This window comes from Nocardioides sp. YR527, from assembly GCF_900101045.1.
Classification (GTDB): Bacteria; Actinomycetota; Actinomycetes; order Propionibacteriales; family Nocardioidaceae; genus Nocardioides.
This window is the reverse complement of the sequence record NZ_FNFN01000007.1, coordinates 94,357-118,019: the sequence shown is the minus strand read 5'-3', so window position 1 is coordinate 118,019 and position 23,663 is coordinate 94,357. Positions and strand designations below refer to the sequence as shown.

The 23,663-nt window shown below is 70.5% G+C and carries 16 protein-coding genes; 9 read left to right on the top strand and 7 right to left on the bottom strand.

The annotated features are described in order from the left end of the window. The 6 genes from BLT25_RS21610 to BLT25_RS21585 are packed head-to-tail and all read left to right on the top strand — an operon-like array spanning position 1 to position 6,207. Positions 1–747, top strand: a complete 747-nt coding sequence (locus BLT25_RS21610) for an ABC transporter ATP-binding protein (RefSeq protein WP_091050393.1) — start codon at positions 1–3, stop codon at positions 745–747. Further along, a complete protein-coding gene (locus BLT25_RS21605; protein ID WP_091050391.1) occupies positions 744–1,634 on the top strand; it encodes an ABC transporter permease in 891 nt (296 codons plus the stop codon). Before BLT25_RS21610 ends, BLT25_RS21605 begins: the two co-directional genes overlap by 4 nt. Before the next feature lie 31 nt (positions 1,635–1,665). Next, positions 1,666–2,850 carry a substrate-binding domain-containing protein gene (locus BLT25_RS21600; protein WP_091050389.1) on the top strand — a complete coding sequence of 395 codons (1,185 nt, stop codon included), beginning with the start codon at positions 1,666–1,668 and terminating at the stop codon, positions 2,848–2,850. Between the two features lie 5 nt (positions 2,851–2,855). Further along, the gene (locus tag BLT25_RS21595; RefSeq protein WP_256328719.1) at positions 2,856–4,199 is read left to right on the top strand and encodes an FAD-binding oxidoreductase; all 1,344 of its coding nucleotides are present in this window, start codon (positions 2,856–2,858) and stop codon (positions 4,197–4,199) included. Further along, positions 4,199–4,972: a creatininase family protein gene (locus tag BLT25_RS21590; RefSeq protein ID WP_091050383.1), complete on the top strand. Its 774-nt coding sequence runs from the start codon at positions 4,199–4,201 to the stop codon at positions 4,970–4,972. The genes BLT25_RS21595 and BLT25_RS21590 overlap by 1 nt, the downstream gene beginning before the upstream one ends. After that, positions 4,969–6,207 carry an amidohydrolase family protein gene (locus BLT25_RS21585; RefSeq protein ID WP_091050382.1) on the top strand — a complete coding sequence of 413 codons (1,239 nt, stop codon included), beginning with the start codon at positions 4,969–4,971 and terminating at the stop codon, positions 6,205–6,207. Before BLT25_RS21590 ends, BLT25_RS21585 begins: the two co-directional genes overlap by 4 nt. Here BLT25_RS21585 and BLT25_RS21580 read toward each other — a convergent pair. Then, positions 6,185–6,766 (bottom strand): helix-turn-helix domain-containing protein, encoded by a 582-nt coding sequence (locus tag BLT25_RS21580; RefSeq protein WP_143033813.1) that lies wholly within the window; start codon positions 6,764–6,766, stop codon positions 6,185–6,187. The genes BLT25_RS21585 and BLT25_RS21580 overlap by 23 nt on opposite strands. Before the next feature lie 148 nt (positions 6,767–6,914). Here BLT25_RS21580 and BLT25_RS21575 point away from each other — a divergent pair, with 148 nt between their 5' ends. Both BLT25_RS21575 and BLT25_RS21570 read left to right on the top strand, forming a co-directional pair. After that, positions 6,915–7,373 (top strand): agglutinin cell wall attachment protein, encoded by a 459-nt coding sequence (locus BLT25_RS21575; protein WP_091050814.1) that lies wholly within the window; start codon positions 6,915–6,917, stop codon positions 7,371–7,373. 109 nt (positions 7,374–7,482) lie between these two features. Next, positions 7,483–12,996: an ATP-binding protein gene (locus tag BLT25_RS21570; protein ID WP_091050377.1), complete on the top strand. Its 5,514-nt coding sequence runs from the start codon at positions 7,483–7,485 to the stop codon at positions 12,994–12,996. A gap of 25 nt (positions 12,997–13,021) precedes the next feature. Here BLT25_RS21570 and BLT25_RS21565 read toward each other — a convergent pair whose 3' ends face one another. Together BLT25_RS21565 and BLT25_RS21560 are read right to left on the bottom strand one after the other, a co-directional pair. Beyond that, a complete protein-coding gene (locus tag BLT25_RS21565) occupies positions 13,022–14,290 on the bottom strand; it encodes a hypothetical protein (protein WP_091050375.1) in 1,269 nt (422 codons plus the stop codon). Between the two features lie 144 nt (positions 14,291–14,434). Then, complete coding sequence (locus BLT25_RS21560; RefSeq protein WP_218131443.1) at positions 14,435–14,896, bottom strand: DUF7144 family membrane protein; 462 nt, start codon at positions 14,894–14,896, stop codon at positions 14,435–14,437. 205 nt (positions 14,897–15,101) lie between these two features. Between BLT25_RS21560 and BLT25_RS21555 the strand changes: the two genes are divergently transcribed. Continuing rightward, the gene (locus BLT25_RS21555) at positions 15,102–17,342 is read left to right on the top strand and encodes a winged helix-turn-helix domain-containing protein (RefSeq protein WP_218131442.1); all 2,241 of its coding nucleotides are present in this window, start codon (positions 15,102–15,104) and stop codon (positions 17,340–17,342) included. A 54-nt stretch (positions 17,343–17,396) separates the two neighbouring features. Here BLT25_RS21555 and BLT25_RS21550 read toward each other — a convergent pair whose 3' ends face one another. From BLT25_RS21550 to BLT25_RS21535, 4 genes are all read right to left on the bottom strand, one after another. Continuing rightward, a complete protein-coding gene (locus BLT25_RS21550; protein WP_091050370.1) occupies positions 17,397–18,215 on the bottom strand; it encodes a substrate-binding periplasmic protein in 819 nt (272 codons plus the stop codon). A 136-nt stretch (positions 18,216–18,351) separates the two neighbouring features. Further along, positions 18,352–20,496 (bottom strand): alpha-galactosidase, encoded by a 2,145-nt coding sequence (locus tag BLT25_RS21545; RefSeq protein WP_091050368.1) that lies wholly within the window; start codon positions 20,494–20,496, stop codon positions 18,352–18,354. Then, positions 20,493–22,553: a beta-galactosidase gene (locus BLT25_RS21540; protein WP_091050366.1), complete on the bottom strand. Its 2,061-nt coding sequence runs from the start codon at positions 22,551–22,553 to the stop codon at positions 20,493–20,495. The genes BLT25_RS21545 and BLT25_RS21540 overlap by 4 nt, the downstream gene beginning before the upstream one ends. Continuing rightward, positions 22,550–23,590: a LacI family DNA-binding transcriptional regulator gene (locus BLT25_RS21535; RefSeq protein WP_091050363.1), complete on the bottom strand. Its 1,041-nt coding sequence runs from the start codon at positions 23,588–23,590 to the stop codon at positions 22,550–22,552. Before BLT25_RS21535 ends, BLT25_RS21540 begins: the two co-directional genes overlap by 4 nt. Between the last annotated feature and the right edge of the window lie 73 nt (positions 23,591–23,663).

Sequence of the window (23,663 nt, the reverse complement as noted above, 5' to 3'; positions counted from 1 at the left end):
ATGAACACGACGACCACCACCGCCACGCTCGCCCTCTCCGGGGTGACCAAACGGTTTCCGACCGGCACGACAGCGCTGACCGGGGTCGACCTGAGCGTCGACGCCGGGGAGTTCGTCTCCGTCGTCGGCCCGTCCGGCTGCGGCAAGTCCACCCTGCTCCGGCTGGCCTCGGGGCTCGACGAGGCCACCGAGGGGAGCGTCGACGTCGACGCGGGCACCACCAGCTACGTCTTCCAGGACCCGACGCTGCTGGAATGGCGCAGCGCCCGGAAGAACGTCGAGCTGATCGGTGAGCTGAGCGGGCTCTCGAAGGAGCAGCGCCGGCGAGCGGCTCAGGAGGCCCTCGACCTGGTCGGTCTCACCGGCTTCGAGAAGCAGCATCCGCGCCAGCTCTCCGGAGGCATGCGGATGCGGGTCTCGATCGCGCGTGCCCTGGTTGCCGAGCCGGACCTCGCCCTCTTCGACGAGCCGTTCGGCGCTCTCGACGAGATCACCCGGCTGGCGATGCAGACCGAGCTGCAGCGGCTCTTCAGGCTCAAGGGCTTCGCCGGCCTCTTCATCACCCACTCCGTGGCCGAGGCCGTCTACCTCTCGACGCGCGTCGTGGTGATGAGCGGGCGGCCGGGCCGGATCGTCGCGGAGATCCCGGTGCCCTGGGAGTTCCCGCGCCCACCCGAGCTGCGTTTCGAGTCCGACTTCGCCCACCTGGTCGGCCAGGTCTCCGCGGCACTGGAGGAGCACGCATGAGCACGGATCTGACGGTCGAGGCGAGCACGGCCCCCGGCGTCCAGGCAGGCATCGAGGAGACCACTGCCCCGGCCGAAGCACCACCCACGAGACGGACGTCCCCGGTCCTGCGCACGCTCCTCGCCAAGGTCGCGCCGATGTTCGCGGCGATCGCCGGCCTGGCGGCGCTCTGGTACGCGGTGACGTACCTCGTCCTCGGCGAGGACAAGCGCTTCCTGCTCCCGCCACCGCACCAGGTCTTCGGCGAGACGCTGGGTCGGCCGGAGATCATGCAGCCGATGCTCGCGGCGCTGTGGCAGTCGGTCATGGTCGCGCTGGCCGGGCTGGTGATCTCGGTGGTGATCGGGATGGCCTGGGCGATGGTGATGGCCCAGACCCGGCTGCTGGAGAAGGTGCTCTACCCCTATGCGGTCATCCTGCAGACGGTCCCGATCCTGGCGCTGACGCCGCTGATCGGGATCTGGATGGGCTACGGCATCGCCGCCCGGATCGTGGTCTGCGTGATCATCGCGGTCTTCCCGATGATCGCCAACACCCTCTTCGGCCTGCAGTCGGCGACCGCACCGGCGCACGACCTCTTCACCCTCAACCGGGCATCCCGCCTGCAGCGGCTCCTCAAGCTTCAGCTGCCCGCCGCGATGCCGGCGATCTTCACCGGCCTGCGCAACGCCGCCGGGTTGTCGGTGATCGGCGTGATCGTCGGCGACTTCTACTTCCAGCAGGGCAGCCCCGGCATCGGCGGTCTGCTCCGCGTCTACACGCTGCGGCTCAGCATGGAGCCGCTCTTCCTGGCGATCATCCTGACGGCCCTCTTCGGTGTCGTCGTCTTCTCGGCGTTCGCAGCTCTCGACCGTGCCGTGATCGGCAAGTGGTACGGCGAGCGCTGACTCCCTCCCCCTCCCCAGAAACGGACCCAGCATGAACCGACACCTACCCCTGCGTACGGCCGCCCTGGTCGCTCTCTCCACCGTCGTCCCGCTGGCCCTGACCGGCTGCGGGAGCGACTCCGGCTCCACCAACACCGCCACCGCGGGCGAGGTGACGAAGGCGGAGGAGGGCAGCGCGAAGGACCTCTCCGACGTCTGTCCCGCGACCGTGGTGATGCAGCAGGACTGGCAGCCCGAGGCCGAGCACGGCGGCATGTACAGCCTGATCGGCGAGGGCTACACGGTCGACACCGACAAGAAGACCGTCACCGGGCCGCTCGTCTCCGGCGGCGTGGACACGGGCGTGAAGATCGAGGTCCGCTCGGGTGGTCCGGCGACCGGGTTCCAGCCCGTCCCCGCGACCATGTACCTCGACAAGGACATCCTGATCGGAGCGGTCAACACCGACGCCGCGATCGCGGCCGCGGAGAAGCAGCCCACCGTGGCCCTGGCCTCGCAGCTGACCGTCTCGCCACAGATCCTGATGTGGGACCCGAAGAGCCAGGACGACGCGAAGACCATCGCCGAGGCCGCCGGTGACGGCGACCCGGTCGTCACCGCGGGCGACGTGATCCCGGCGCTGCTCGAGTCGCAGGGGATGATCGAGAAGAAGCAGTCGGACCTCTCCTACGAGGGCACCCCGCAGCGATTCGTCACCGAGCCCACGATCCTCCAGCAGGGCTTCGCCACGGCCGAGCCCTACATCTACGAGAACGAGATCAGCAGCTGGGCCAAGCCGATCGGCTACCAGTTGCTCGCCGACGTCGGCTACACCATCTACCCCGAGCCGATCGCGGTGCGTGCCGAGGACGTCGAGAAGGAGGCCGACTGCCTCGAGAAGCTCGTTCCCGTGATGCAGCAGGCCGAGATCGACTACCTTGCGAACCCGGACTGGGCCAACGGGATCATCGTCGACATCGTCGAGCGCTATCAGACCGGCTGGACCTACAGCGAGGGCGTCGCCGCGTACGCCGCCAAGACGATGACCGACCTCGACCTGGTCCACGACGACCCGAAGTCCGGAGTCTTCGGCCAGATCGACGGCGAGCGGATCAAGGGGGTCGTCGAGACGTTCGCGCCGATCATGAAGCAGGCCGGCACGATCGCCTCCGACGACATCGACCCGGAGTCGCTCTACGACAACCGGTTCATCGACGACTCGATCTCGATGAAGTGATGCCGATGACCATCTCGCAACGTACGTCCCAGGTGACCGCTCTGATCGCCGACCGTCTCGGCGCGGACCGGGTCGAGACCGACCCGGCCGCGCTGGTCAAGCTCTCCTCGGACTGGTCCCGGATGTCTCCCGTGCTCCAGGAGAAGGTGCCGAGCGGGCGCTATGTCGCCGACGCGATCGTCCGGCCGCGGACCGAGCAGGAGGTCGCCGACGTGCTGGCGGTGGCCTACGAGCACGATGTTCCGGTCGTCCCGCGCGGGGCCGGGACCGGCAACTACGGCCAGGCGACCCCGTTCACCGGCGGGATCATCCTCGACCTGCGTGGCCTGGACGCGATCGAGGTGCTGGCCGACGGTGACGTACGGGCCGGGGCCGGCGCCCGGATGACGAAGATCGACAAGGTGGCCCGCGGGGCCGGGCGCGATCTGTGGATCTTCCCGTCCACCAAGGGCTCCACGATCGGCGGCTTCATCGGCGGCGGCAGCGCCGGCACCGGGACCATCGAGCACGGCACCACCTCCGACGGCTTCGTGGCGGAGCTGACGGTGGCCCCGATGGACGGAAGCGGTCGCCTCCTCACCGTGCGCGGCGAGGAGACCCTGCCCTACATCCACGCCTACGGCGTCACCGGCGTGGTGACCTCCGTGGTGGTCCGCACCGACCCCGCCCGGGACTGGGTCGCGGTCTATGCCGGCTTCGACACCTGGGACGCGATGGTGGCCGTGCACCGCCGGCTGCTCGACCTGCCGGTGCTGCCACGGCTGGCCTCGGGCGACGAGCCCGCGCTGGTCCCGACCCTGACGACCAACGTCTCGCTGGACCCTGCTCAGCACAGCCTGCGGGTCATCGCCGAGGCTTCCACGGTCGCCGAGATCGAGTCGCTCGTGGAGGCGGCCGGAGGCAGCGTACGGGCTCGGCTGGAGGACTACGCCGCGACCGATCTGCTCTCCGGGATGTCCTACAACCATCCGGTCTACTTCCTCCAGCGCGCCCACCGCGACCGGAGCTGGTTCCACATGGAGACCGGCGGCGAGCTCTACTGGAGCGACGCGGACCGGGTGCGGGAGGTCTACGACGGTCCGGTCTGGCTGCACCTGGAGCTGATGGGGAAGGGCCCGCTGGCGATGGTGGTCGCCGAGTACGTCTCCGAGGAGCAGGTCCTCGCCGGGATCCCGCGCTTCGACGAGATCGGCGTCGGCGTGCACTCGCCCCACCAGTGGTACGTCGACCGCAACGTCGAGCTCGTCACCGCGGTCGCCCGCGAGCGCGACCCCAAGGGGCTGCTCAACCAGGGCAAGCTCACCGACCACACGCTGGTCGACACCCGCGTCAACATCGGAGTCCGCTGATGCCACGTTTCGCCGACCTGACCGCCCCCGAGATCGCTGCGCTGCCCGAGGACACGGTCGCCGTGCTCGGTCTCGGTGCGATCGAGCAGCACGGACCCCACCTGCCGGTCTCGACCGACTACGTGATCGCCGCGGAGGCGGCGTCGGCCGCGGTGGCGGCCGTGGCCGAGGCGGGCAGCGCGTCCGTGGTGCTGCTCGAGCCGCTGGCCTACACGAAGTCCGACGAGCACTCCTGGTCGCCCGGCACGATCTGGCTCTCCTGGGACACGCTGATGCGGGTGCTGGTCGACATCGGCCGTTCGCTGAGCACGTCGGGGATCACCCGGCTGCTCTTCGTCAACGGGCATGGCGGAAACTCGGCGCTCGGGCAGGTCGCCAGCCGTGAGCTGCGCAAGCAGTTCGGGCTCGCGACCTTCTTCGCGCACCTCTCGGTGCCACCGGACCAGGGCGGCTCGTCCTCGCGCGCGGACGAGCTCGGCCTCGGCATCCACGGCGGCCACGGGGAGACCTCGATGATGCTCCACCTGCGGCCCGAGCTGGTGCACCAGGAACGAGGGGAGCGGAAGGTGCCCGAGCAGCTGGCCGGCTACCGGCACATCGGGTTCGGCAAGCCGGTCTCCTTCGGCTGGCTCTCCGACGACTTCGGCACCGACGGTTACCTCGGCGACCCGACCACCGCCACCGCCGAGGACGGCAAGGTCCGCTTCGAGGCCGGGGTCGCCACGCTGGCCGAGGTCATCGTCGAGGCGTCCCGCTTCACTCCGTCGGCATGACGCTGCGGATCGCCGGAGCGGCCGCCGGGGATCTCGCGGTCGAGGGGCCCGACGACGGGCTCGACGCCACCGGCTGCCTGGTCACGCCTGGTCTGGTCAACGCCCACCATCACCTGCTGCAGACGGCCTTCCGCACCCTCCCCGGCACGCGCGGGGTGCCGATGGCGACCTGGCTGCCCACGATGGCCGCCGCCTACGACCGCGTCGGGGTGGACGGCGCGCTCACCTATGCCGCGGCGCGGGCCGGCCTCGCCGAGTCGCTGCTCTGCGGGGTGACGACGGTGGCCGACCACCACCTGACCTGGCCGGCCTCCCTGAGTCCCGAGGAGACGGTGCCGCTGGCGCAGGGGACCGCCCGCGCGGCGGCCGAGCTGGGCGCCCGGCTCGTCTTCGTCCGCGGTGCCGCCCGGGACGACCCCGAGACCTCGGCGCACAGTGCCGACCTGATCGCCGAGGCGCTGGTCGGAGACTCGCCAGGTGGGGTGAGCGCCGACGGGATGCTGCAGGTCGCGGTCGGGCCGGCCGGGGTGCACTCCGACCCGGAGCCGACCTTCCGGCTGATGGGGGAGGTGGCTGCCCGGCGCGGGCTGCGGCGGCGTACGCAGGCGAACGAGCAGGTCGACGTCGCGATCGCGGCCGAGCGCTACGGCCGCCGTCCGATCGACCTGCTGGAGGAGTGGGGCTGGGTCGCGCCCGACGTGACCCTGGCCCACCTGTGCGAGGTGACGTCGGACGAGATCCGGCGCCTGGCCGCGGCCGGGGTGAGCGCCACCCATGCGCCCGGCTGCGACCTGCCGATGGGGTGGGGGATCGCGCCGGTCGCCGCGCTCCGCGAGGCCGGGGTCGAGGTCGGGCTCGGCACCAGCGGTGGCGGCAGCAACGACGCCGGCCACCTGCTCGCCGATGCCCGCCTCGCCATGCAGGTCGCGCCGCTGGTGGGTCCTCCGCTGGCGGCTGCCGACGTGCTCGCGATGGCGACCAGCGGCTCCGCGGCCGGCCTGGGCCGGCCGGGGTTGGGGGAGGGCCGGGACCTGTGCGTCTGGGACGTCTCCGGGGTCGCCGACGCCGGCGTCCACGATCCGACGGCCGGGCTGCTGTGGGTCTCGCCCGGGCGGCGTCCGAGACACGTGGTCGTGGCCGGTCGGGTCGTCGTACGCGACGGGGTGCTCGTCACCGCCGACGAGCGCGAGATCGTGGCCGGCCTGAGGCGGGTCAGCGTCCGCGCTGCTCCTTGACCACCAGCAGCCCGAACAGCTCGCCGTCGGCGCTCGCCCACCGGTGCCGTACGCCACCCGGGATGTAGACCGAGTCGGCGGTCTCCATGGTCTGCTCCTCGCCGTCCAGGTCGATCCGAAGGGTCCCGCCGACGACGTAGACGAACTCGTCCTCCTCGTGCTGCCAGTAGCGGTCCCAGGTCGTCTCGTCCCCGGTGAACTCCATCGGGATGAAGGCGTGGTCGGCCCCGGCGACCAGCGCCTGCACCGCACCGTTGGACGCCTCCGCGGTGCCGGGGTCGGAGCGGCGTACGACCGCGGCGGGGCCGGCGGAGGCGGTCTCGACGCTGTCGGCGAGCAGCGCCTGCTGGGTTGTGCCCAGCGTCTCGGCGATCCGGAAGAGCGAGGACATCGAGGGGCGCGCCATCCCGCGCTCGATCTGGCTCAGGAACGGGTGCGACAGGTCGGTCGCCTCGGCGAGCTGGACCAGCGTCATCCCGTGCGCCTTGCGCAGCTCCCGCACGCGGGTGCCCAGCCGCAGCACCGAGCGATCCAGGGACTGTCGCGGGTTCCGAGTCACCTGCTCAACCTAGCCGCCGACGGTGGTCGGCGTTCGCCGCGTCACGAGGAACTCACGGATCCGTCGCGTGTTGGAAACACCACATCCGTTCCTGCTCCGCGAAACGGAGTTTCGAAATGCTGTCGACAAAGGTAGTAGGTTGATGGACATGACCGTTCCTCCTGTGGTCAGACAGGAACAGCTCATCGACGAGATCGCCCTCCACCTCGCTGACGAGGTCGAGGGCGACTGGTCCACGTTGGTCTTCAACCACCGCAACCTGTCCATGTTCTTCACCGGGCGCGTCGATGTGCACCGACCGGACGGCAGCTTGGCCCGCGCCCGACCACCCGACACCATCCTCGCGCTGACCGACGAGCTCAGGCGGGTGATGTATGAACCCGACAAAGGGGCCTGGTTCTCCGCGCGCTGGACGATCGCGAGCAGCGAGGGTGATGAGGAGAAGAACTCGACGAACATCGTCTTCAACTACGACGACGAGCCGGTATGGCGCTGGCCTGCACATCCGGGCCTGTACGCGCTCGATCTCGAGACGTTTCCACGCGCCGAGGAGCGCGTCCCCGACTGGCTCCGCCAGAAGGTCAACGGCGCCCGCCGCACGCTGTAGGTACGCGGTTCTGGGCGATGTCGCTAGGTGAGGGCCCACAAGGAATCCTCCAGAAGCCTGTCGATGTCAAGAGGTCACAGGAGCGGCGTCTGATGAAAAAGTCTGCACCGTGCCACAGGTCTCTCGAATTGCCATCGTCAACCGCGGCGAAGCCGCCATGCGTCTGATCCATGCCGTACGCGATCTCAACGCGCGGGACACATCCGTAGGAACGATCCGCACCATCGCGCTGCACACCGACGTCGACGCCGGGGCGGCGTTCGTACGTGAGGCCGACGAGGCCCATCTGCTCGGTGCGGCCGCGGACCGCCCCTACCTCGATCTCGCCGTCCTCGAACAGGCGCTGGTCGCCACCGGTGCCGACGCCGCCTGGGTCGGCTGGGGCTTCGTCGCCGAGGACCCGGCTTTCGCCGAGCTCTGCGACCGGCTGGGCGTCACCTTCATCGGCCCCAGCGCCGAGGCCATGCGGAAGCTGGGCGACAAGATCGGCTCGAAGCTGATCGCCGAGGAGGTCGGAGTCCCGGTGGCTCCGTGGAGCCGCGGCGGTGTCGACACGCTCGAGGAGGCGCTGGCCAGCGCCGAGGAGATCGGCTATCCGCTCATGCTCAAGGCCACCGCCGGCGGTGGCGGTCGCGGCATCCGGAAGGTCACCTCCGGTGCCGAGCTCGCCGAGGCGTACCAGCGAACCCGGGACGAGGCGGAGCGGGCGTTCGGCAGCGGCGTGGTGTTCCTCGAGAAGCTGGTCACCGACGCACGCCACGTCGAGGTCCAGGTGATCGCCGACGGTCAGGGCACCGCCTGGGCGATCGGCGTACGCGACTGCTCGGTGCAGCGGCGCAACCAGAAGGTCATCGAGGAGTCGTCCTCCCCGCTGCTGTCCGAGGCCCAGGCCGCCGAGCTCAAGGCGTCCGCCGAGCGGCTCGCCACGGCGGTGGGCTATGCCGGAGCCGGCACCGTCGAGTTCCTCTACCACCCGGGCGAGAAGACGTTCGCCTTCCTGGAGGTCAACACCCGCCTCCAGGTGGAGCACCCCATCACCGAGGTCGTGACCGGCACCGACCTGGTCGCGCTGCAGATCCAGGTCGCGTCCGGCGTGCCGCTGAGCGGTGACCGGCCGGCCGAGCGCGGCCATGCGGTCGAGGCCCGGCTCAACGCCGAGGACCCGGACCGCGACTTCGCGCCTGCGCCGGGCCGGATCAGCCGCCTCGAGTTCCCCGCCGGCCCCGGCATCCGGGTCGACACCGGCGTGGCCGAGGGTGACACCATCCCGGCCGACTTCGACTCGATGATCGCCAAGGTCATCGCCTGGGGCGCCGACCGCGAGCAGGCGCTGGCGCGACTGCGCCGGGCGATGGGCGAGACCACCGTCATCATCGACGGTGGTGCGACCAACAAGAGCTTCATCCTCGACCTCCTCGACCAGCCCGAGGTCACCTCCGGCAGCCCGGCCTGGGCCGACACCGGGTGGATCGACCGGGTGCGCGGCGAGGGACGGCTCCAGGCCGCCCGGCACGCCGGCGTCGCGCTCGTCGCCGCCGCGATCGAGGGGTACGACGAGGCCGAGCGCGGCGAGATCGCCCGCATGCTGCAGACGGCCCAGGGTGGCCGACCCCAGATCCAGCACGACCCGGCCCGCACCATCGAGCTCAAGCTGCGCGGGGCGACGTACGCCCTGACCGTGCGGCAGTCCGGACCGGCCCGCTACCAGGTGACCATCACCGCCGGCGGCGAGCGGCGCACGCTCACCGCCACCCTCGACCGGATCGACGAGGTGCACGGCCGGCTCACCGTCGACGGCCACCGCTACCGGCTGGTGACCGCCACCCACGGCCCCGTCCATCTGGTCGAGGTCGACGACGTGATGCACCGCGTCAGCCGCGACGAGGGCGGCATGGTCCGCGCCCCAGCGCCGGCGCTGGTCGTGTCCACCCCGCTCGCCGTCGGCGACGAGGTGGCTGCCGGTCATCCGGTGCTGGTGCTCGAGTCGATGAAGATGGAGACCGCGCTGACCGCGCCGTTCACCGGCCGGGTCAAGGAGCTCCTGGTCCGGGTCGGGAGCCAGGTCGAGACCGCGGCGCCGCTGCTGCGCCTGGAGCCGACCGGCGAAGCCGAGGGGGAGGCGACCACTGCCACCCTGGCCGACCTCGATCTGCCCGAGCCCACCACGGAGCCCGGCCGCAGCAACGGTGCGCTGGACGACCTGAGCAGCCTGCTGCTCGGCTACGACGTCGAGGAGGATCAGCGCCCGGCGCTGCTCGCCGCCCATCTGGCCTCCCGCTCCACCGGTGCGCCCGCGGACACCCTGCGCACCGAGATGGATCTGCTGGCGCTGTTCACCGACTTCGCCGAGCTCAGCCGCAACCGCCCGGCCGGAGACGAGCCGTCCACCGAGCTGCGCGTGCACAGCTCGCGGGAGTACTTCCACACCTACCTACGCAGCCTGGACCCCGACCGGGGCGCGCTTCCGGACCATTTCCGCGACAAGCTGCTGCGAGTGCTCGCGCACTACGGGGTCTCCGACCTCGAACGTACGCCGGAGCTCGAGCGTGCGGTGTTCCGCATCTTCCTCGCCCAGCAGCATCCCTCCGACGTCGATGTCGCGATCGGGGTGCTGCAGCGCTGGCTCGGCGACCCGCCGCCGGCGACGGAGGACGCCGCCGCGGTCCGCGCGCTGCTCGAGCGGATGGTGCGCGCCACGCAGCTCCGGTTCGCGGTGGTCGGCGACCTGGCCCGCTCGGTACGTTTCGGCTGGTTCGACCAGCCGCTGGTCGATGACGAGCGCCGCGCGGTGCTGGAGGGCGTGCCGGCCGAGGTCGCCGCCCTGACCGACCCGGACGCGCCCGACCGGGCCGCCCGGATCGACGCGCTGGCGGCCGTCCCCGAGCCACTGGTCGGCTTCCTGCGCGACCGGCTGGTCGGGGGACTTCCCGAGAGCGAGCCGCTGCTGGAGGTGCTGATCCGGCGCCACTACCGCGACTACCACCTGCACGATCTGACCGTCACCAGCGATCAGGATGGACGCCCGATAGCGCACGCCGAGTACGCCACCGACGACAAGGGTGCGACCCGGGTCGTGTCCACCATCGGCGACGTGACGGAGCTCGCCCAGCCCGACAGCCGGCTCGGTGCCGCGATCAGCTCGGCGCTGACCTCCGACCACGATGACGTCGTCGAGATCTACCTGCGCTGGACGGACGCGCCCACCGATCCGGACCTCGCCTCGACCGAGCTCGCCAAGATGCTCGCCGGGCAGGAGTTCGCGCGCCGAGCGCGTCGCGTATCGGTCGCGGTCTGCCATGCAGCGCCGCAGCCGGTCGCCTACTTCACCTTCCGCCACCACGCGGACGGCGCTCCACAGACCCCGACCGACGAGCTGGTCGAGGACTCCCTGGTCCGGGGCATGCACCCGATGGTCGGGCGCAGGCTCAACCTGTGGCGCCTCAGCGAGTTCGACGTCACCAGGCTCGCCGCGCCCGACGACGTACTGCTCTACGAGTGCGTCGCCCGGGCCAACCCGGCCGACCGCCGGCTCGTCGCGGCCGCCCAGGCCCGTCAGCTCGCCGTGGTGCGCGACGACGAGGGCCGCGTGATCGCGCTGCCGCACGTCGAGCGTGCCGTGGAGAACTGCCTCGAGGCGATCCGCCGCGTACGCACCGCCCGGGGCCGCGAGGGCACCAAGCTCGACGTGAACCACGTGTGGGTGACGGTGTGGCCGGTCGTCGAGGCGGATCTCGACCAGATCACCGCGCTGCAGAGCAAGATCACCCCGCTCAGCGAGGGCGCCGGGATCGAGGAGGTGCTCGCGCAGGGCCGTGTGGCCGGGCGGGACGGCGGCGACCCGACCCCGCTGGCCATCCGCTTCCACGCCAAGCCGGGCGCGGGCGTCGTGGCAGACGTCATCGAGCCGCCCACCGAGCCGCTCGCCCCGTTGGACGAGTACGCCGCCAAGGTGCTGCGCGCCCGACGCCGCGGCCTCGTCTACCCCTACGAGCTGCAGCGGGCCCTGGCCGGGAGCGGCACGGTCGTCGAGCACGACCTCGACGCCGACGGCGTACTCGTTCCCGTCGATCGTGCTCCCGGGCTCAACAGTTCAGGCATCATCGTCGCCGTCGTGACCACGCCGAGCACCCTCTACCCCGACGGCATCACCCGAGTCGTGCTGTGCGGTGACCCGCTCAAGTCCCTCGGCGCGCTCTCGGAGCCCGAGTGCGCCCGGGTGATCGCGGCCATCGACCTCGCCGATCGGATGGGTGTTCCGGTCGAGTGGTTCGCGGTGTCGGCCGGTGCCCGGATCTCGATGGAGAGCGGCACCGAGAACATGGACTGGGTCGCGGCCGCGCTGCGCCGGATCGTCCAGTTCACCCAGGCCGGCGGCGAGATCAACATCGTCGTCGCCGGGATCAACGTCGGTGCCCAGCCGTACTGGAACGCCGAAGCGACGATGCTGATGCACACCAAGGGCATCCTCGTGATGACCCCGGACAGCGCGATGGTGCTGACCGGCAAGCAGTCGCTCGACTTCTCCGGCGGTGTCTCCGCCGAGGACAACCACGGCATCGGCGGCTACGACCGGGTGATGGGCCCGAACGGGCAGGCGCAGTACTGGGTGCCCGACCTGGCCGGTGCCTTCCGGGTGCTCATGGCGCACTACGAGCACAGCTACGTCGTTCCCGGCGAGGCCGGGCCACGCCGGGCCCCGACGGCCGACCCGATCGACCGCGACGTGTCGTCGTTCCCGCACGCTGGTGACTTCACGACCGTCGGGGAGATCTTCTCCGCCGAGCATAACCCCGACCGCAAGCGACCCTTCGACATCCGCACCGTGATGCGGGCGCTGGCCGACGCCGACCACGAGATGCTCGAGCGGTGGGCCGGCATGGCCGACGCCGACACCGCCGTGGTCGTCGACACCCGGATCGGCGGCTACCCGGTCAGCCTCGTCGGCATCGAGTCCAAGCCGGTGCCACGCGCAGGCTTCCCTCCCACCGACGGCCCGGACACCTACACCGCGGGCACCCTGTTCCCGCGGTCGTCGAAGAAGGTCGCACGCGCGATCAACGCCGCGTCGGGCAACCGGCCGCTGGTGGTGCTCGCCAACCTGTCCGGCTTCGACGGTTCCCCGGAGTCGATGCGTAACCTGCAGCTCGAGTACGGCGCCGAGATCGGCCGCGCGATCGTCAACTTCGAGGGCCCGATCGTCTTCTGCGTCATCTCTCGCTACCACGGGGGTGCGTTCGTGGTGTTCTCCAAGCACCTGAACCCGTCGATGACGGTGCTCGCGATCGAGGGCTCGTACGCCTCGGTGCTCGGTGGCGCTCCCGCGGCAGCCGTCGTGTTCGCTGCGGAGGTCTCCAAGCGGGCGGCGGCGGACCCGCGGGTCGCCGCGCTCGAGGAGCGCATCGACCACGCCGAGGACGGGGAGCGCGGCGCGCTCGTCGTCGAGCTGGCCGAGCTCCGCGCTCAGCTGCGGGCGGACAAGATCGCCGAGGTCGCGGCCGAGTTCGACGACGTGCACAACATCCACCGCGCCGTCGAGGTCGGCTCGGTCGACGAGGTGATCGCGGCGAGCGACCTGCGGCCCAAGGTGATCGACGTGATCGAGCGGACGTGGGGCGACCGGTGACCCGGCGAGGTCACCACATCTCCGGCTAGACAGCCGGTCCGGTCGCCGGTCCGGAGCCCAGGGGGGCGGTTGTCTCCCTGGGCCGGCCGGCTCCGACCAGAACCTGGAGCACGACCAGCAGGGCGACCACCAGGGCCAGGGACCACCAGAGCCGTTCCATCGAGACGTTGTTGCCCCAGAGCAGGACCACACCGCCCAGCGCCACCACGACGACTCGCACCCAGCCCACGTTGGCGGCGACCCAGCGACCGGCCGCGCCGACGGGACTGTCCCCCAAGCGAGCGCCGAGACTCTCGAGACCCCCGCCGATGGTCGTACGTGCCGTGGTGCCGTATCTGTTGGAACCGGCGAACCAGCCGGCGAGCACGATGATCAGACCGAGCCACAGCACCACCTGCTGGCCCCGCTCGAGGTAGGTGAGCAGGGTGTCGAAGAAGATCCGGCTCGCCGGCCCGAAATCGGTGCCGGAGAGCGCATTGACGAACATCTGCTCTCCGATGGACAGCACCCACGCCAGCAGCAGGGCGTTGGCGGCCACGATCGCCCCGATCCACACCGCCATCCGTGCCCGGCGGCGGGCCAGCACCAAGGCGGCCAGGAACAGGACCCCGACCACGGGAAGGAGCCACTGGGCCACCGGGTTCGAGAATGCGTAGATCGTGCGTACCTGCCTGAGCTGGGGTGCGTCCATCAGCACGATCTGACGGTCGGTCTCGGGGATGGGCACGTTCTCGACGATGGTCAGACCCCGGGCGACGAGTCGCTCCTTGACTCGTTCGATGACCTCGTCGACGTCGAGCACGACCTGCTCGCCCTGGAGCGACACGGCACCGGTGTCGTCACCGTTCAGGATTCGCTGAAGGGTCTGCTGGGCTCTGGTGTTGGCCAGAACCCAGATGTCGGCGAACTCGTCGGAGGCGATGAACGCGCGGACCTCGCGCTCCACCAGGCCGTTGATGGCCGCGGCGAGGGGCGCCACGAGCTGCTCGAGGCGCGGTCTGTCCTCGATCACGCCGGCGAACGCGGTGTTGAGGAGCGCCTCGACATCGACCTGCTTCTGGATCGCCTCGGTGACCCGGGTCGCGATCACGTCCTGCACCTCGGGTGACTCGATCAGAGGGCCAACGGTCTCGACGTACCGTTCGGCGTCGTTCAGCGTGCGCTGCCCCCAGTAGGCCACCGCTGCCGGCGTGGTCAACAACGCGGCCAGCACCAGGCAGATCACCGCCGCGATCGAACGGCCTCGTGAGGGGCGGTCCGCGGTGGTGGTCTCGGGTTCGTCTGATGCGGACATGCCTGACATGGCACTCCTTCGGTGGTCTTGGGAGTGGCTTCGAACGAGGCCAGTGCCCAGGCTGTCCGGCGGGTCCGTCCCAGACATCACCCGGAACGGACGAACCCTTGTCCCGCCGCCCGAGCCGGTCGTTCGGTGACCAGGTCAGCGGGTGATGTCGCGACCGTGCGCCGTCAGCGCCCAGATGACGAAGATGTCGACCGCGATGATCAGCGTCGACCAGAACGGCGAGTAGGGGAGGAACGCGAAGTTGGCGCAGGCACTCAGCACGGCCAGGATCACTCCGATGATGCGACCCCAGAGCATGCCGTTGAGAACGGCGAAGCCCGCCAGCACCACGAGCAGTCCGAGCACCAGGTGGATCCAGCCCCAGGTGGTGGCATCGAGCTCGAGCAGGTAGTTGGGGGTCGCGACGTAGAACTCGTCCTCGAAGATGCCGACGAGGCCGGCGAAGGCCTGGAAGCTGCCGGCCATGATCATCATCACGCCGGCGAACATGATGAAGCCGGTCGCCAAGCCACTGGGCGGCGGTTCCTGCGCACGACTGGGCGGCGGGTCCTCCGCCTGCCAGGTGGTCCCATCGTTGGGTGTGGTCTGTTCGGTCATGACGGAGTGCTCCTTGCCTCTGTCGCCGACCACGAGGGTTCGATCCCGGGTCGGGAAGTGAACGGATGTTCTCAATCTGGTCGGCAGGACCTCTCGGCGAATCATGCTCATTGTGTGAAACGGGGACGGTGCCGAGGCGGTGCTGCCCACAAGTCATCCGGCAGGGGTGAGACGTCGGGCTGCTCGGATCTCTAGCGTGCGAATGGTGGAAGACGGTGGCGAATCGGCGCGAGCGGCTGCCGGGCTCGACGACGTCGTGCTGGACGTCAAGCTCTCGGTTCCCGAGTTGCCGCTCAGCCTGGTGAGCAGGGCCCCTCTGATCGAGGCGGCCCGGAGCAGCGGTGCCCCGGCGGTCGGTGTCACCGCGCCCGCCGGCTACGGGAAGTCCACCCTCCTGGCGCAGTGGGCACAGGCCGAGGACCGCCCGGTCGGTTGGGTGTCGCTCGACCGCCTGGACGACGATCCCAGCGCTCTCCTCGTGCTGCTCGCCTCGGCGTACGCGCGGGCCGTGCCGGATCAGCAGGGCGTGGTCGCGGATGTGAGCGGCCTGGCCGTCTCGCCGTTGGGACGCGCCGCGCCCCGCCTGGCCGCCGCCCTCAGTCGGAGTCCGCAACCCTTCGTGCTGATGGTGGACGACCTGCACGAGCTGCACTCCTCGGCCTGCCACGACGTGCTGAGCGTCGTCATCTCCGGTGTCCCGGTCGGCTCGCAGCTGGTCTCGGCGAGCCGGGTCGAGCAGCCCCATCTGGCTCGGCTGCGCGCCTCCGGCGCGGTCCTGGACGTGCTGACGTCCGATCTGGCACTGGACGTGACGGGCGCCGAGCAGATCTTCGCCGCTGCGCACGTACCCCTCACTCGCGACCAGGCGACGATGGTGACCGAGCGGACGGAGGGGTGGGCGGCCGGCCTGCACCTCGCCGCGACGATCGCTCGGGACACCAGGCAGGACGTGTCGAGCATCTCCGGCGACGACCGGTACGTGGCCGACTACCTCTATCGGGAGTCGCTGAGCGGGCTGGACCAGGCGACGCAGCGGTTCCTGCGGCGTACCGCTGTGCTCGACCGGCTCTGTGGCTCGCTGTGCGACGCGCTCTCGGGGGACACCGACGGTCAGGAACAGCTCCTCGCGCTCGAGGGGTCCAACTCGTTCCTGCTCCAGCTCGACCGGCGGCGGGAGTGGTACCGCTACCACCCGCTGTATCGGGAGTTCCTGCTCGGCGAGCTGCGTCGGGTCGAACCCGAGGTCGTCGCGAAGCTGCACCTGCGGGCCGCGGACTGGTTCGAGGCCAACGAGTCCTCGGCGATGGCCCTCGAGCACCTGTTGAACACGCCCGAGCGTGATCGGTGCGTCCAGATCGCGACGCAGCTGGTGCTGCCGACCTACAGCGCCGGGCAGCTGTCGACCGTGGGGCGATGGCTGTCAGCGCTCGGTGACTCGGCGATCGAGGAACATCCTCCCCTGGCCGTGCTGGCCGCCTGGATGGGCGTCCTGGGCGGCGACCCGCTGGGTGCGCAACGATGGGCCGCCGTGGCGGAGGCCGCGGAGTACGACTGGGTGCCGCTGGACGGCACCGCCTCGTTCGAGTCCGCGCGCGCCATGTTGCGGGCCGCCATGTGCCCGGCGGGACCTGCGGCGATGATGCGTGACGCCGACTTCGCCATGGCCCAGGAGCCACCGTGGAGCCCCTGGCGCGACACGGCCCTGACCGGTGCCGCTGAGGCGCAGCTGCTCCTGGGTGACGTCGATCGGGCCGCCGCCCTGTTCGCCGAGAGCGCCACCGTCGGAGCCGAGGTCGGCAACACCGACACCATCGTCAACGCTCACGCGGAACTCGCGCTGTTGGCGATGGAACGCGGAAGCTGGGACGAGGCCAGCGAGAGGGTGGCCGCCGCCCTCGCCGTCGTCGAGAAGCATCGGACGTACGACTACGCGGTAAGCGTCCTCGCATTCGCGGCCGCTGCCCGTCTCGGGATGCACGACGGGGATCTCGGTGAGGCGGACCGGCAGCTGACTCGGGCCATGCGCGCGCGCCCGTCCTGCACGTACGTCCTGCCGTACCTGGCCGTGCGGGGCCGCCTCCAGCTGGCCGGGGTGCTCTGGGCACGCGGCGACTCGACATCCGCCCGGCACCTGCTGCGCGAGATCGACGACATACTGCAGCGCCGCCCGGACCTCGGGGCTCTGGTCGACCAGGTCGCGAGGCTGCGCGCCAGGATCAGCTCGACCGAACGCGTCACCGCGGGAAGGCCGCCCCTGAGCCCGGCCGAGCTGCGCCTGCTGCCCTACCTCCAGACCCACCTCACGATCGGCGAGATCGGCGAGCGACTGTTCGTCTCCCGCAACACCGTCAGCTCGCAGGTCGCCTCGATCTACCGCAAGCTGGGCGTCTCCTCGCGAAGCGACGCGGTCCGGCAGGTCATCTCGATCGGGCTCCTCGGCTCCTAGCCGGGCTGATCCGCAGGGCGTCCACGGTGGAGGTGGGTCCGGTGCAGGCCCGGTTCAGGATCCCTTGTCGCGGAACACGTCGGAGAGCGGGTCCGCCTCGAAGTAGGAGGTCTTGATCCTCAGCCACTCGCCGTCGAGGACCATGTCCTTCAGGACCTCGTCGATCTCTTCTTTGCGCTGGTCGCCGGAGCGGATCACGAATCCGATCGGGGCGTCCTTGACCGGGTAGACGATCGGCTCTTCCAGGGCTATCGGTGCGCTTTTGATGATCGACTGAGCGTAAGGAGCTCCATGGAACAACGCGTCCGCTTCGCCTCGCCCGATCAGCTCGATGGCAGCGCCCACGTCAGGGGCTCTGACGATCTCGACGTCGTGGTACTTCTCTTCGAGATAGGACCCTTGGACGGAGCCGTCGACGACCGCGATCCTCTTCCCGTTGACGTCACCGCGCGTCCGGATGGTCGATCCCTCGGGGGTCAGGAAGGCGACGTACGTCGAGAAGTAGGGCGCGCTGAAGTCGAACTCCCGCTCGAGCTCGGAGGTGCTCGTGACCTGGGCCCCGATCATGTCGATCTCTCCCGCTCGCAGGGCCGGGAAGAGCTCGTTGAAGTCCATCGCCACGAACTCAGGCTCGACGCCCATGCCTTCGGCGACGCTGTGCGCCATCTCGTAGTCGAAGCCCTTGGTCGCGCCGCCGCTCTCGAAGTAGACGGGTTCGGTGCTGTCGACACCGATCCGAAGGGTGTTGCTGCTGCTGACCGCGGCGCTGGCCTGTCCGCTGGCGGATGGTGCTGGGTCCGAGAAGTGTCCGCTGAAGGCGATCGTGCCGAGAAGGGCCACTGCGCCCGCGACGACCAACTTGATCTGGTTCATGTGGGGGATCCTGTTGCTGGGGACGTTTGACACCGTGAGTCAGACAACCGGACCCGTACGTCACGTCGAGCGTGGCTCCACGAACACGGCGCGAACGCGCGATGAAACCCGGGTGCCGTAGCGGTCGGCCCTGGGTTCACGCCACCTCTGCGACCAGGTGCACGATGACCAGGTCGTCGGCCTCCAGCAGGGGCGCGACCACGCCGACCTCGTCGAGCAGTCGCCCGCTCATCACCGCGCCGCCGTCGTGCCACGTGGGTCGGGGGCTGTGCGTGGGCGACACCGCAAGAGGCACCGGCGTCACTCGGTACGCCGTCTCCGGGGTCAGGCCGGGGAACCGGATGCGGCCGGCCGGCTGGCCCAGGGTGAGGTCGAGTGCCGAGAGACGGAACAGCGCCTCGCGCCCGTCAGGGGCGACCACGCCGTCCAGCTGCAGACCGTCGGGCACGGTGTCCGCCCGCACGACGCGGCCGGAGTGGAGCAGGCCACGGAACTGCTTGTGCAGCGCGATCCAGGCCCGGAGCTCCTCGCGCTCCTCGTCCGTCATGGCGGTGAGGTCCCACTCGATGCCGAGGTGTCCCCACATGGCGGTGCCGGCGCGGAAGCGCAGGGTGTGCCGGCGTCCGGTGGTGTGGTCGGTGCTCGATCCCACGTGGGTGCCCATCAGCTCGGGCGGGAGGGTCAGCCCGGTCCACCGGACCAGACGGTGGCCTTCGTGCGCGTCGATGCAGTCGGAGACCCAGGCCCGGTCGGTCCGCTCGAGGACTCCCAGATCGAGGCGCCCGCCACCCCCGCAGCAGGACTCGATCTCGAGCCCGGGATGCTCGGCACGGAGCGCGTCCATCAGGCGATAGGTCGCGAGTGTCTGCAGGTGGACCGCGGGCCTGTGGTCCCGACCGCGGCCCGCGCCGGTCAGCGCACGGTTGTGGTCCCACTTGATGTAGGCGATGTCGTAGCGGTCCACCAACGCCGAGATCTGACCGAACACGTGGTCCCAGGCGTCCGGGTCGGAGAGGTCGAGGACGTGCTGGTTGCGCGAACTGATGCCGGGACCGGCGTGGGTGCCGAGGATCCACTCGGGATGCTCCCGGGCCACGTCGGAGTCGAGGCTGACCATCTCGGGCTCGAACCACAGCCCGAACTCCATTCCCAGGCCCTGCACGGTCTTCACCAGCGGGGTGAGACCGTCCGGGAACACGTCCTCGTCCACCACCCAGTCGCCCAGTGAGCTCGTCGGGGCACGCCGCCCCTTGAACCAGCCGTCATCGAGGACATAGCGCTCGACGCCCAGGTCGGCCGCACGCTCGGCGAGCTCGATCAGCTTCTGCATGTCCATGTCGAAGTAGACCGCCTCCCAGGTGTTGAGGAGTACGGGTCGCGCGCGCCGTGGGTGCACGACCCGCGCCCTCAGGTGCTCGTGGAAGCGGCCGGAGAAGGCATCGAGCCCCTCGCCCCAGGAGGCGTAGAGCCAGGGCGAGGCATAGGTCTCGTCGTGGCCCAGCACCATCTCGCCGGGCATGAGCAGCTCGCCTCCGCGCAGCAGCTTCCAGCCCGTGAAGGAGCTCTCGGCGCAGAGCACCTGGTTGCCGCTCCAGCCGAGGTGAACGCCCCAGACCCGGCCGGCGCGGAAGCCGAAACCGGACCGGCCGGCACACAGCACGGTGGCCGAGTCGTGGCCGGGACGACCGCCCCAGGCCTCGCGGACGTGCTGTCCCTGGGTGAACGCGTGGCGCTGCGGGGTGCGCTCGTGGGCGTGCCGCCCCGCCATGTCGAGGAGCTCGTCGGCCTCGGCCGGCACCGGCAGAGCCGGCTCGAGCAGCGTCACCGCGTACGGCGTCGCCCCGAGGTTCCGCACGGACGCACGGAGGCGCAGCAGACCGTTCCCGAACAGCTCGATCTCGGTGGTGACCTCCACCCCGGCCGGCTTGTCCAGCGCGACGCTGGTGAGCCGGGTGCAGTCGGTCGACTCGGTGACCGTGTGGTCCACCGAGTCGAAGGTGAGCGCCCAGGCCTGGCCGGCGCGGCTGCCCAGCAGACCCGGGCGACCCACCCAGCCACTGGTCTGCTGCGGCAGCACGGATGCCCACGAGTGCTGGTAGATCGCCCCGTCGAGGCTCGGCATCTCCAGCGAGCGGAGAAGGTCGGGAAGGTGCTCGACCGCGGTCTCGCCGAGATCCGGTCCCCAGTGGAGGACGCACGGGAGCTCGGTGGAGTCCAGCCGGACGACCAGGCTGGTGTCGCCGCGCCGGAGGTGCACGCCGCGGGCGCGCTCGTCGGTCATCGGGCGGAGCGGGTGAACACGGCCACCCCGGAGCCCGTCAGCTCGGCGACGCCGCGATCGGCAGCCGAGGAGAACATCTGCTCGCCGAGGCCGACCAGGTCGCCGAGATCGACCACGTCGTCGGTCCGGTTGACCAGGAACCAGTACTCCCTCTCGCCGTCTGTGCGGATGGCGAGCTCCACCCTGCCGCGCAGCCCCGCGGGCAGCTCGCTGCCCACCCCGGCGGCCTCGAGCAGTCGGGCCAGCAGCGGCTCGAGACCATCCGCACCCAACCGGGTGGAGACGTAGGTGGCCGAGCCGTGAGCCAGGGCCCGTCGGGTCACTGCGGGGCGGCCCGCCTGCAGCCCGGTCTTGTACGTCGCGAGGACCTGCGTGTCGGGAGTCGTCGCGGTGATCCGGTCGGTCCACAGCATCCCGGTGCTGCCGTCGTCGAGAACGACCTCGCACCCGTCCAGGAGCGGCCCGAACTCCTCGATGCGGATGCCGAGCACATCGCGCTGCGCGCCCGGGTAGCCACCCGGCCACACGTGGTTGTTCTCGTCCACGACGCCGGAGAAGTACGTCGTGACCAGGTGGCCACCACGGTCGACGAACGTCCTCAGCTGGTCGGCCGTCGCAGCCGGCATCACGTGCAGCACCGGCGCCACCACCATGTCGTACCCGTCGAGCGGCGCGCCGACAGGCAGGACATCGGCCCGGACCCCGAGCGCGAGGAACGCGACGTACCAGTCCAGCGCCTCCGCCCGATGGCTCACCGAGGAGCTCGGGTTGGCCTCCAGGTCGAGGGTCCACGACGACTCGATGTCGAAGAGGATCGCGGCCCGGGCCTGCTGGCGCCGCGACCCGACGACGGAGGCGAGCCGCTCGAGGTGCCCGCCCAGTCGGACCACCGTCCGATAGACCTCGCTGTCCTCGCCGGCGTGGGGCACCATCGCCGAGTGGTACTTCTCCGCGCCGGCGAGGGACTGCCGCCACTGGAAGAAGCAGACGGCGTCCGCACCGTGCGCCACGTGGGTGAGCGAGTCTCGCACCAGTGCGCCGTCCGCCTTGGGCGGGTTGATCGCGCGCCAGTTGACCGCGCTGGTCGAGTGTTCCATCAGGAACCACGGCTCACCGCCGGCGATGCCGCCGGTGAGGTTGGCCGAGAACGACAGCTCGTCGCGGGCGTGGTCCTCGACGAGCGTGTAGTGGTCGTTGGAGACGAAGTCGACCTCGGCCGCCCAGTCGGCGTAGTCGATGCCGTCGAAGTGGGCCATCACCATGAAGTTCGTGGTCACCGGCACGTCAGGAGTCAGCCGGTCGAGGATCTCCCGCTCGGAGCGCAGGTAGTCCTTGAGGGCGTCGGAGGAGAACCTCTTGAAGTCGAGCTGGTGCGTCGGGTTGGGGATGGTGGGCGTCAGTCGCGGCGGCAGCACCTGGCTCCAGTCGCTGTAGCGCTGCGACCAGAACGCGGTGCCCCAGGCGCGGTTGAGCCCGTCGAGGTCGCCGTACCTCTGCGCGAGCCAGGTGCGGAAAGCTGCCGCGGCGTCGTCGGAGTAGTCGTAGAGATTGTGGCAACCGAGCTCGTTGGAGACGTGCCAGGCGGCGAGCGCCGGGTGCTGGGCGTACCGGCTCGCCATCTTCTCGACGAGCGCCAGGGCGTGCTGTCGGAACACCGGTGACGTCGGTCGCCAGTGCTGCCGGGCGCCCGGCCACATGGTCTCGCCGGTGCGCGTGACCGGAAGGATCTCCGGGTGCCCGGTGCTCAACCAGGGCGGCGGCGAGGCGGTCGCGGTGGCGAGGTCGACGGCGATGCCGTGGGCGTGCAGGAGGTCCATCACCTCGTCGAGCCACGCGAAGTCCCAGGTGTCCGCGGTCGGCTGCAGGCGGGCCCACGAGAAGATCCCGAGGGAGACGATGTTCACCCCGGCCTGACGCATCAGCCGGACGTCCTCGTTCCACACCTCCCGTTCCCACTGGTCGGGGTTGTAGTCGGCCCCGAAGCCGAGCGGTCCGCGAGCGTTCTCGATCGCGAGCGACTCGGGCCATCGCACCCAGCGGTGGAGTCGCCGGCTCATGCGGTCGTCCCCCGGGGCGGGGCGGTGCTGGCCCGGACTACCAGTCGGGGCCGCACCAGGGCCTCCTGGTGCTCGTGCTCGCCGGACTGGATCTCCCGGATCAGGGCGTCGACGGCGCCCCTGCCGACCTCGTCGAACGACTGGTGGACGGTGGTCAGTGGCGGCCAGAAGTACGCCGCCTCCTCCATGTCGTCGAAGCCGACGACGCTGACGTCGTCGGGGACCCGGCGACCGCGCTCGTGCAGGGCTCTGAGAACTCCCAGGGCCATCTGGTCGTTCGCGGTGAACACCGCGGTCACCTCCTCGTTGTCGGCCAGCCGGAGGCCGGCCTCGTAGCCGGCTCCGGTCGACCAGTCGCCCGGCAGCACTGGTGGCACCGTTCGGCCGTGGGCCTCGAGCGTCTTCTGCCACGACGTCCGGCGGCGCCGCGCGGAGTAGGACAGCTCGGGCCCGGCGACGTGCCAGACGGTCTCGTGACCGAGGTCGAGCAGGTGCTCGGTGGCCAACCGTGCTCCGAGGGCCTGGTCGTTGTCGACGATCGGGTAGTCGTACTCCGCGCTGGAGTCGACCACGACCACCGGTAGTCCCTCCGGCACGGCTACGCCGTCGAGCCGGTGGGTCTCGACCAGGATGATGATGCCGTCCACCGTCTGCTCGCCGAGCTGGTCGAACGCTGCTCGAACGGCGTCCTGGGTGGCGTCCAGCACGGGCAGCAGGTTGATGGCGTACCCGGTCTGGGTGGCGGCGGCCGCGATCGCGTCGAGCGTGTGGGTGGTGCCGACGCTGGAGAGCTCGAACGCGATCACGCCGATGCTCTGGAACCGTCCGCTGCGCAGCGCCCGGGCCGCCCGGTTGGGCCGGTACCCGACCTCGCGCATCGCGGACAGCACCCGCTCCCGGGTGGCTGCGTCGACGTAGCGGGCGCCGTTCGCGACCCGCGAGACCGTCTGTCCCGATACCCCAGCGATCCGGGCAACGTCGGCCTGAGAGGCCCCTCGCCGTGTCGCTGGCCCCGAGGCCGTGCTGTCTGTCGCCATGGGCCGAATAATCCTTCCGCCAGCCTGTTGACGTCAACATGTGTCGTACGTCACTGTACCTGTTGACGTTAAC

What these genes read in the sequence shown, in the direction of transcription:
- BLT25_RS21610 (WP_091050393.1), top strand. Translation starts at nt 1, where the DNA reads ATGAACACGACGACCACCACCGCCACGCTCGCCCTCTCCGGGGTGACC.
- BLT25_RS21605 (WP_091050391.1), top strand. Translation starts at nt 744, where the DNA reads ATGAGCACGGATCTGACGGTCGAGGCGAGCACGGCCCCCGGCGTCCAG.
- BLT25_RS21600 (WP_091050389.1), top strand. Translation starts at nt 1,666, where the DNA reads ATGAACCGACACCTACCCCTGCGTACGGCCGCCCTGGTCGCTCTCTCC.
- BLT25_RS21595 (WP_256328719.1), top strand. Translation starts at nt 2,856, where the DNA reads ATGACCATCTCGCAACGTACGTCCCAGGTGACCGCTCTGATCGCCGAC.
- BLT25_RS21590 (WP_091050383.1), top strand. Translation starts at nt 4,199, where the DNA reads ATGCCACGTTTCGCCGACCTGACCGCCCCCGAGATCGCTGCGCTGCCC.
- BLT25_RS21585 (WP_091050382.1), top strand. Translation starts at nt 4,969, where the DNA reads ATGACGCTGCGGATCGCCGGAGCGGCCGCCGGGGATCTCGCGGTCGAG.
- BLT25_RS21575 (WP_091050814.1), top strand. Translation starts at nt 6,915, where the DNA reads ATGACCGTTCCTCCTGTGGTCAGACAGGAACAGCTCATCGACGAGATC.
- BLT25_RS21565 (WP_091050375.1), bottom strand. Translation starts at nt 14,290, where the DNA reads ATGTCCGCATCAGACGAACCCGAGACCACCACCGCGGACCGCCCCTCA.
- BLT25_RS21560 (WP_218131443.1), bottom strand. Translation starts at nt 14,896, where the DNA reads ATGACCGAACAGACCACACCCAACGATGGGACCACCTGGCAGGCGGAG.
- BLT25_RS21550 (WP_091050370.1), bottom strand. Translation starts at nt 18,215, where the DNA reads ATGAACCAGATCAAGTTGGTCGTCGCGGGCGCAGTGGCCCTTCTCGGC.
- BLT25_RS21545 (WP_091050368.1), bottom strand. Translation starts at nt 20,496, where the DNA reads ATGACCGACGAGCGCGCCCGCGGCGTGCACCTCCGGCGCGGCGACACC.
- BLT25_RS21540 (WP_091050366.1), bottom strand. Translation starts at nt 22,553, where the DNA reads ATGAGCCGGCGACTCCACCGCTGGGTGCGATGGCCCGAGTCGCTCGCG.
- BLT25_RS21535 (WP_091050363.1), bottom strand. Translation starts at nt 23,590, where the DNA reads ATGGCGACAGACAGCACGGCCTCGGGGCCAGCGACACGGCGAGGGGCC.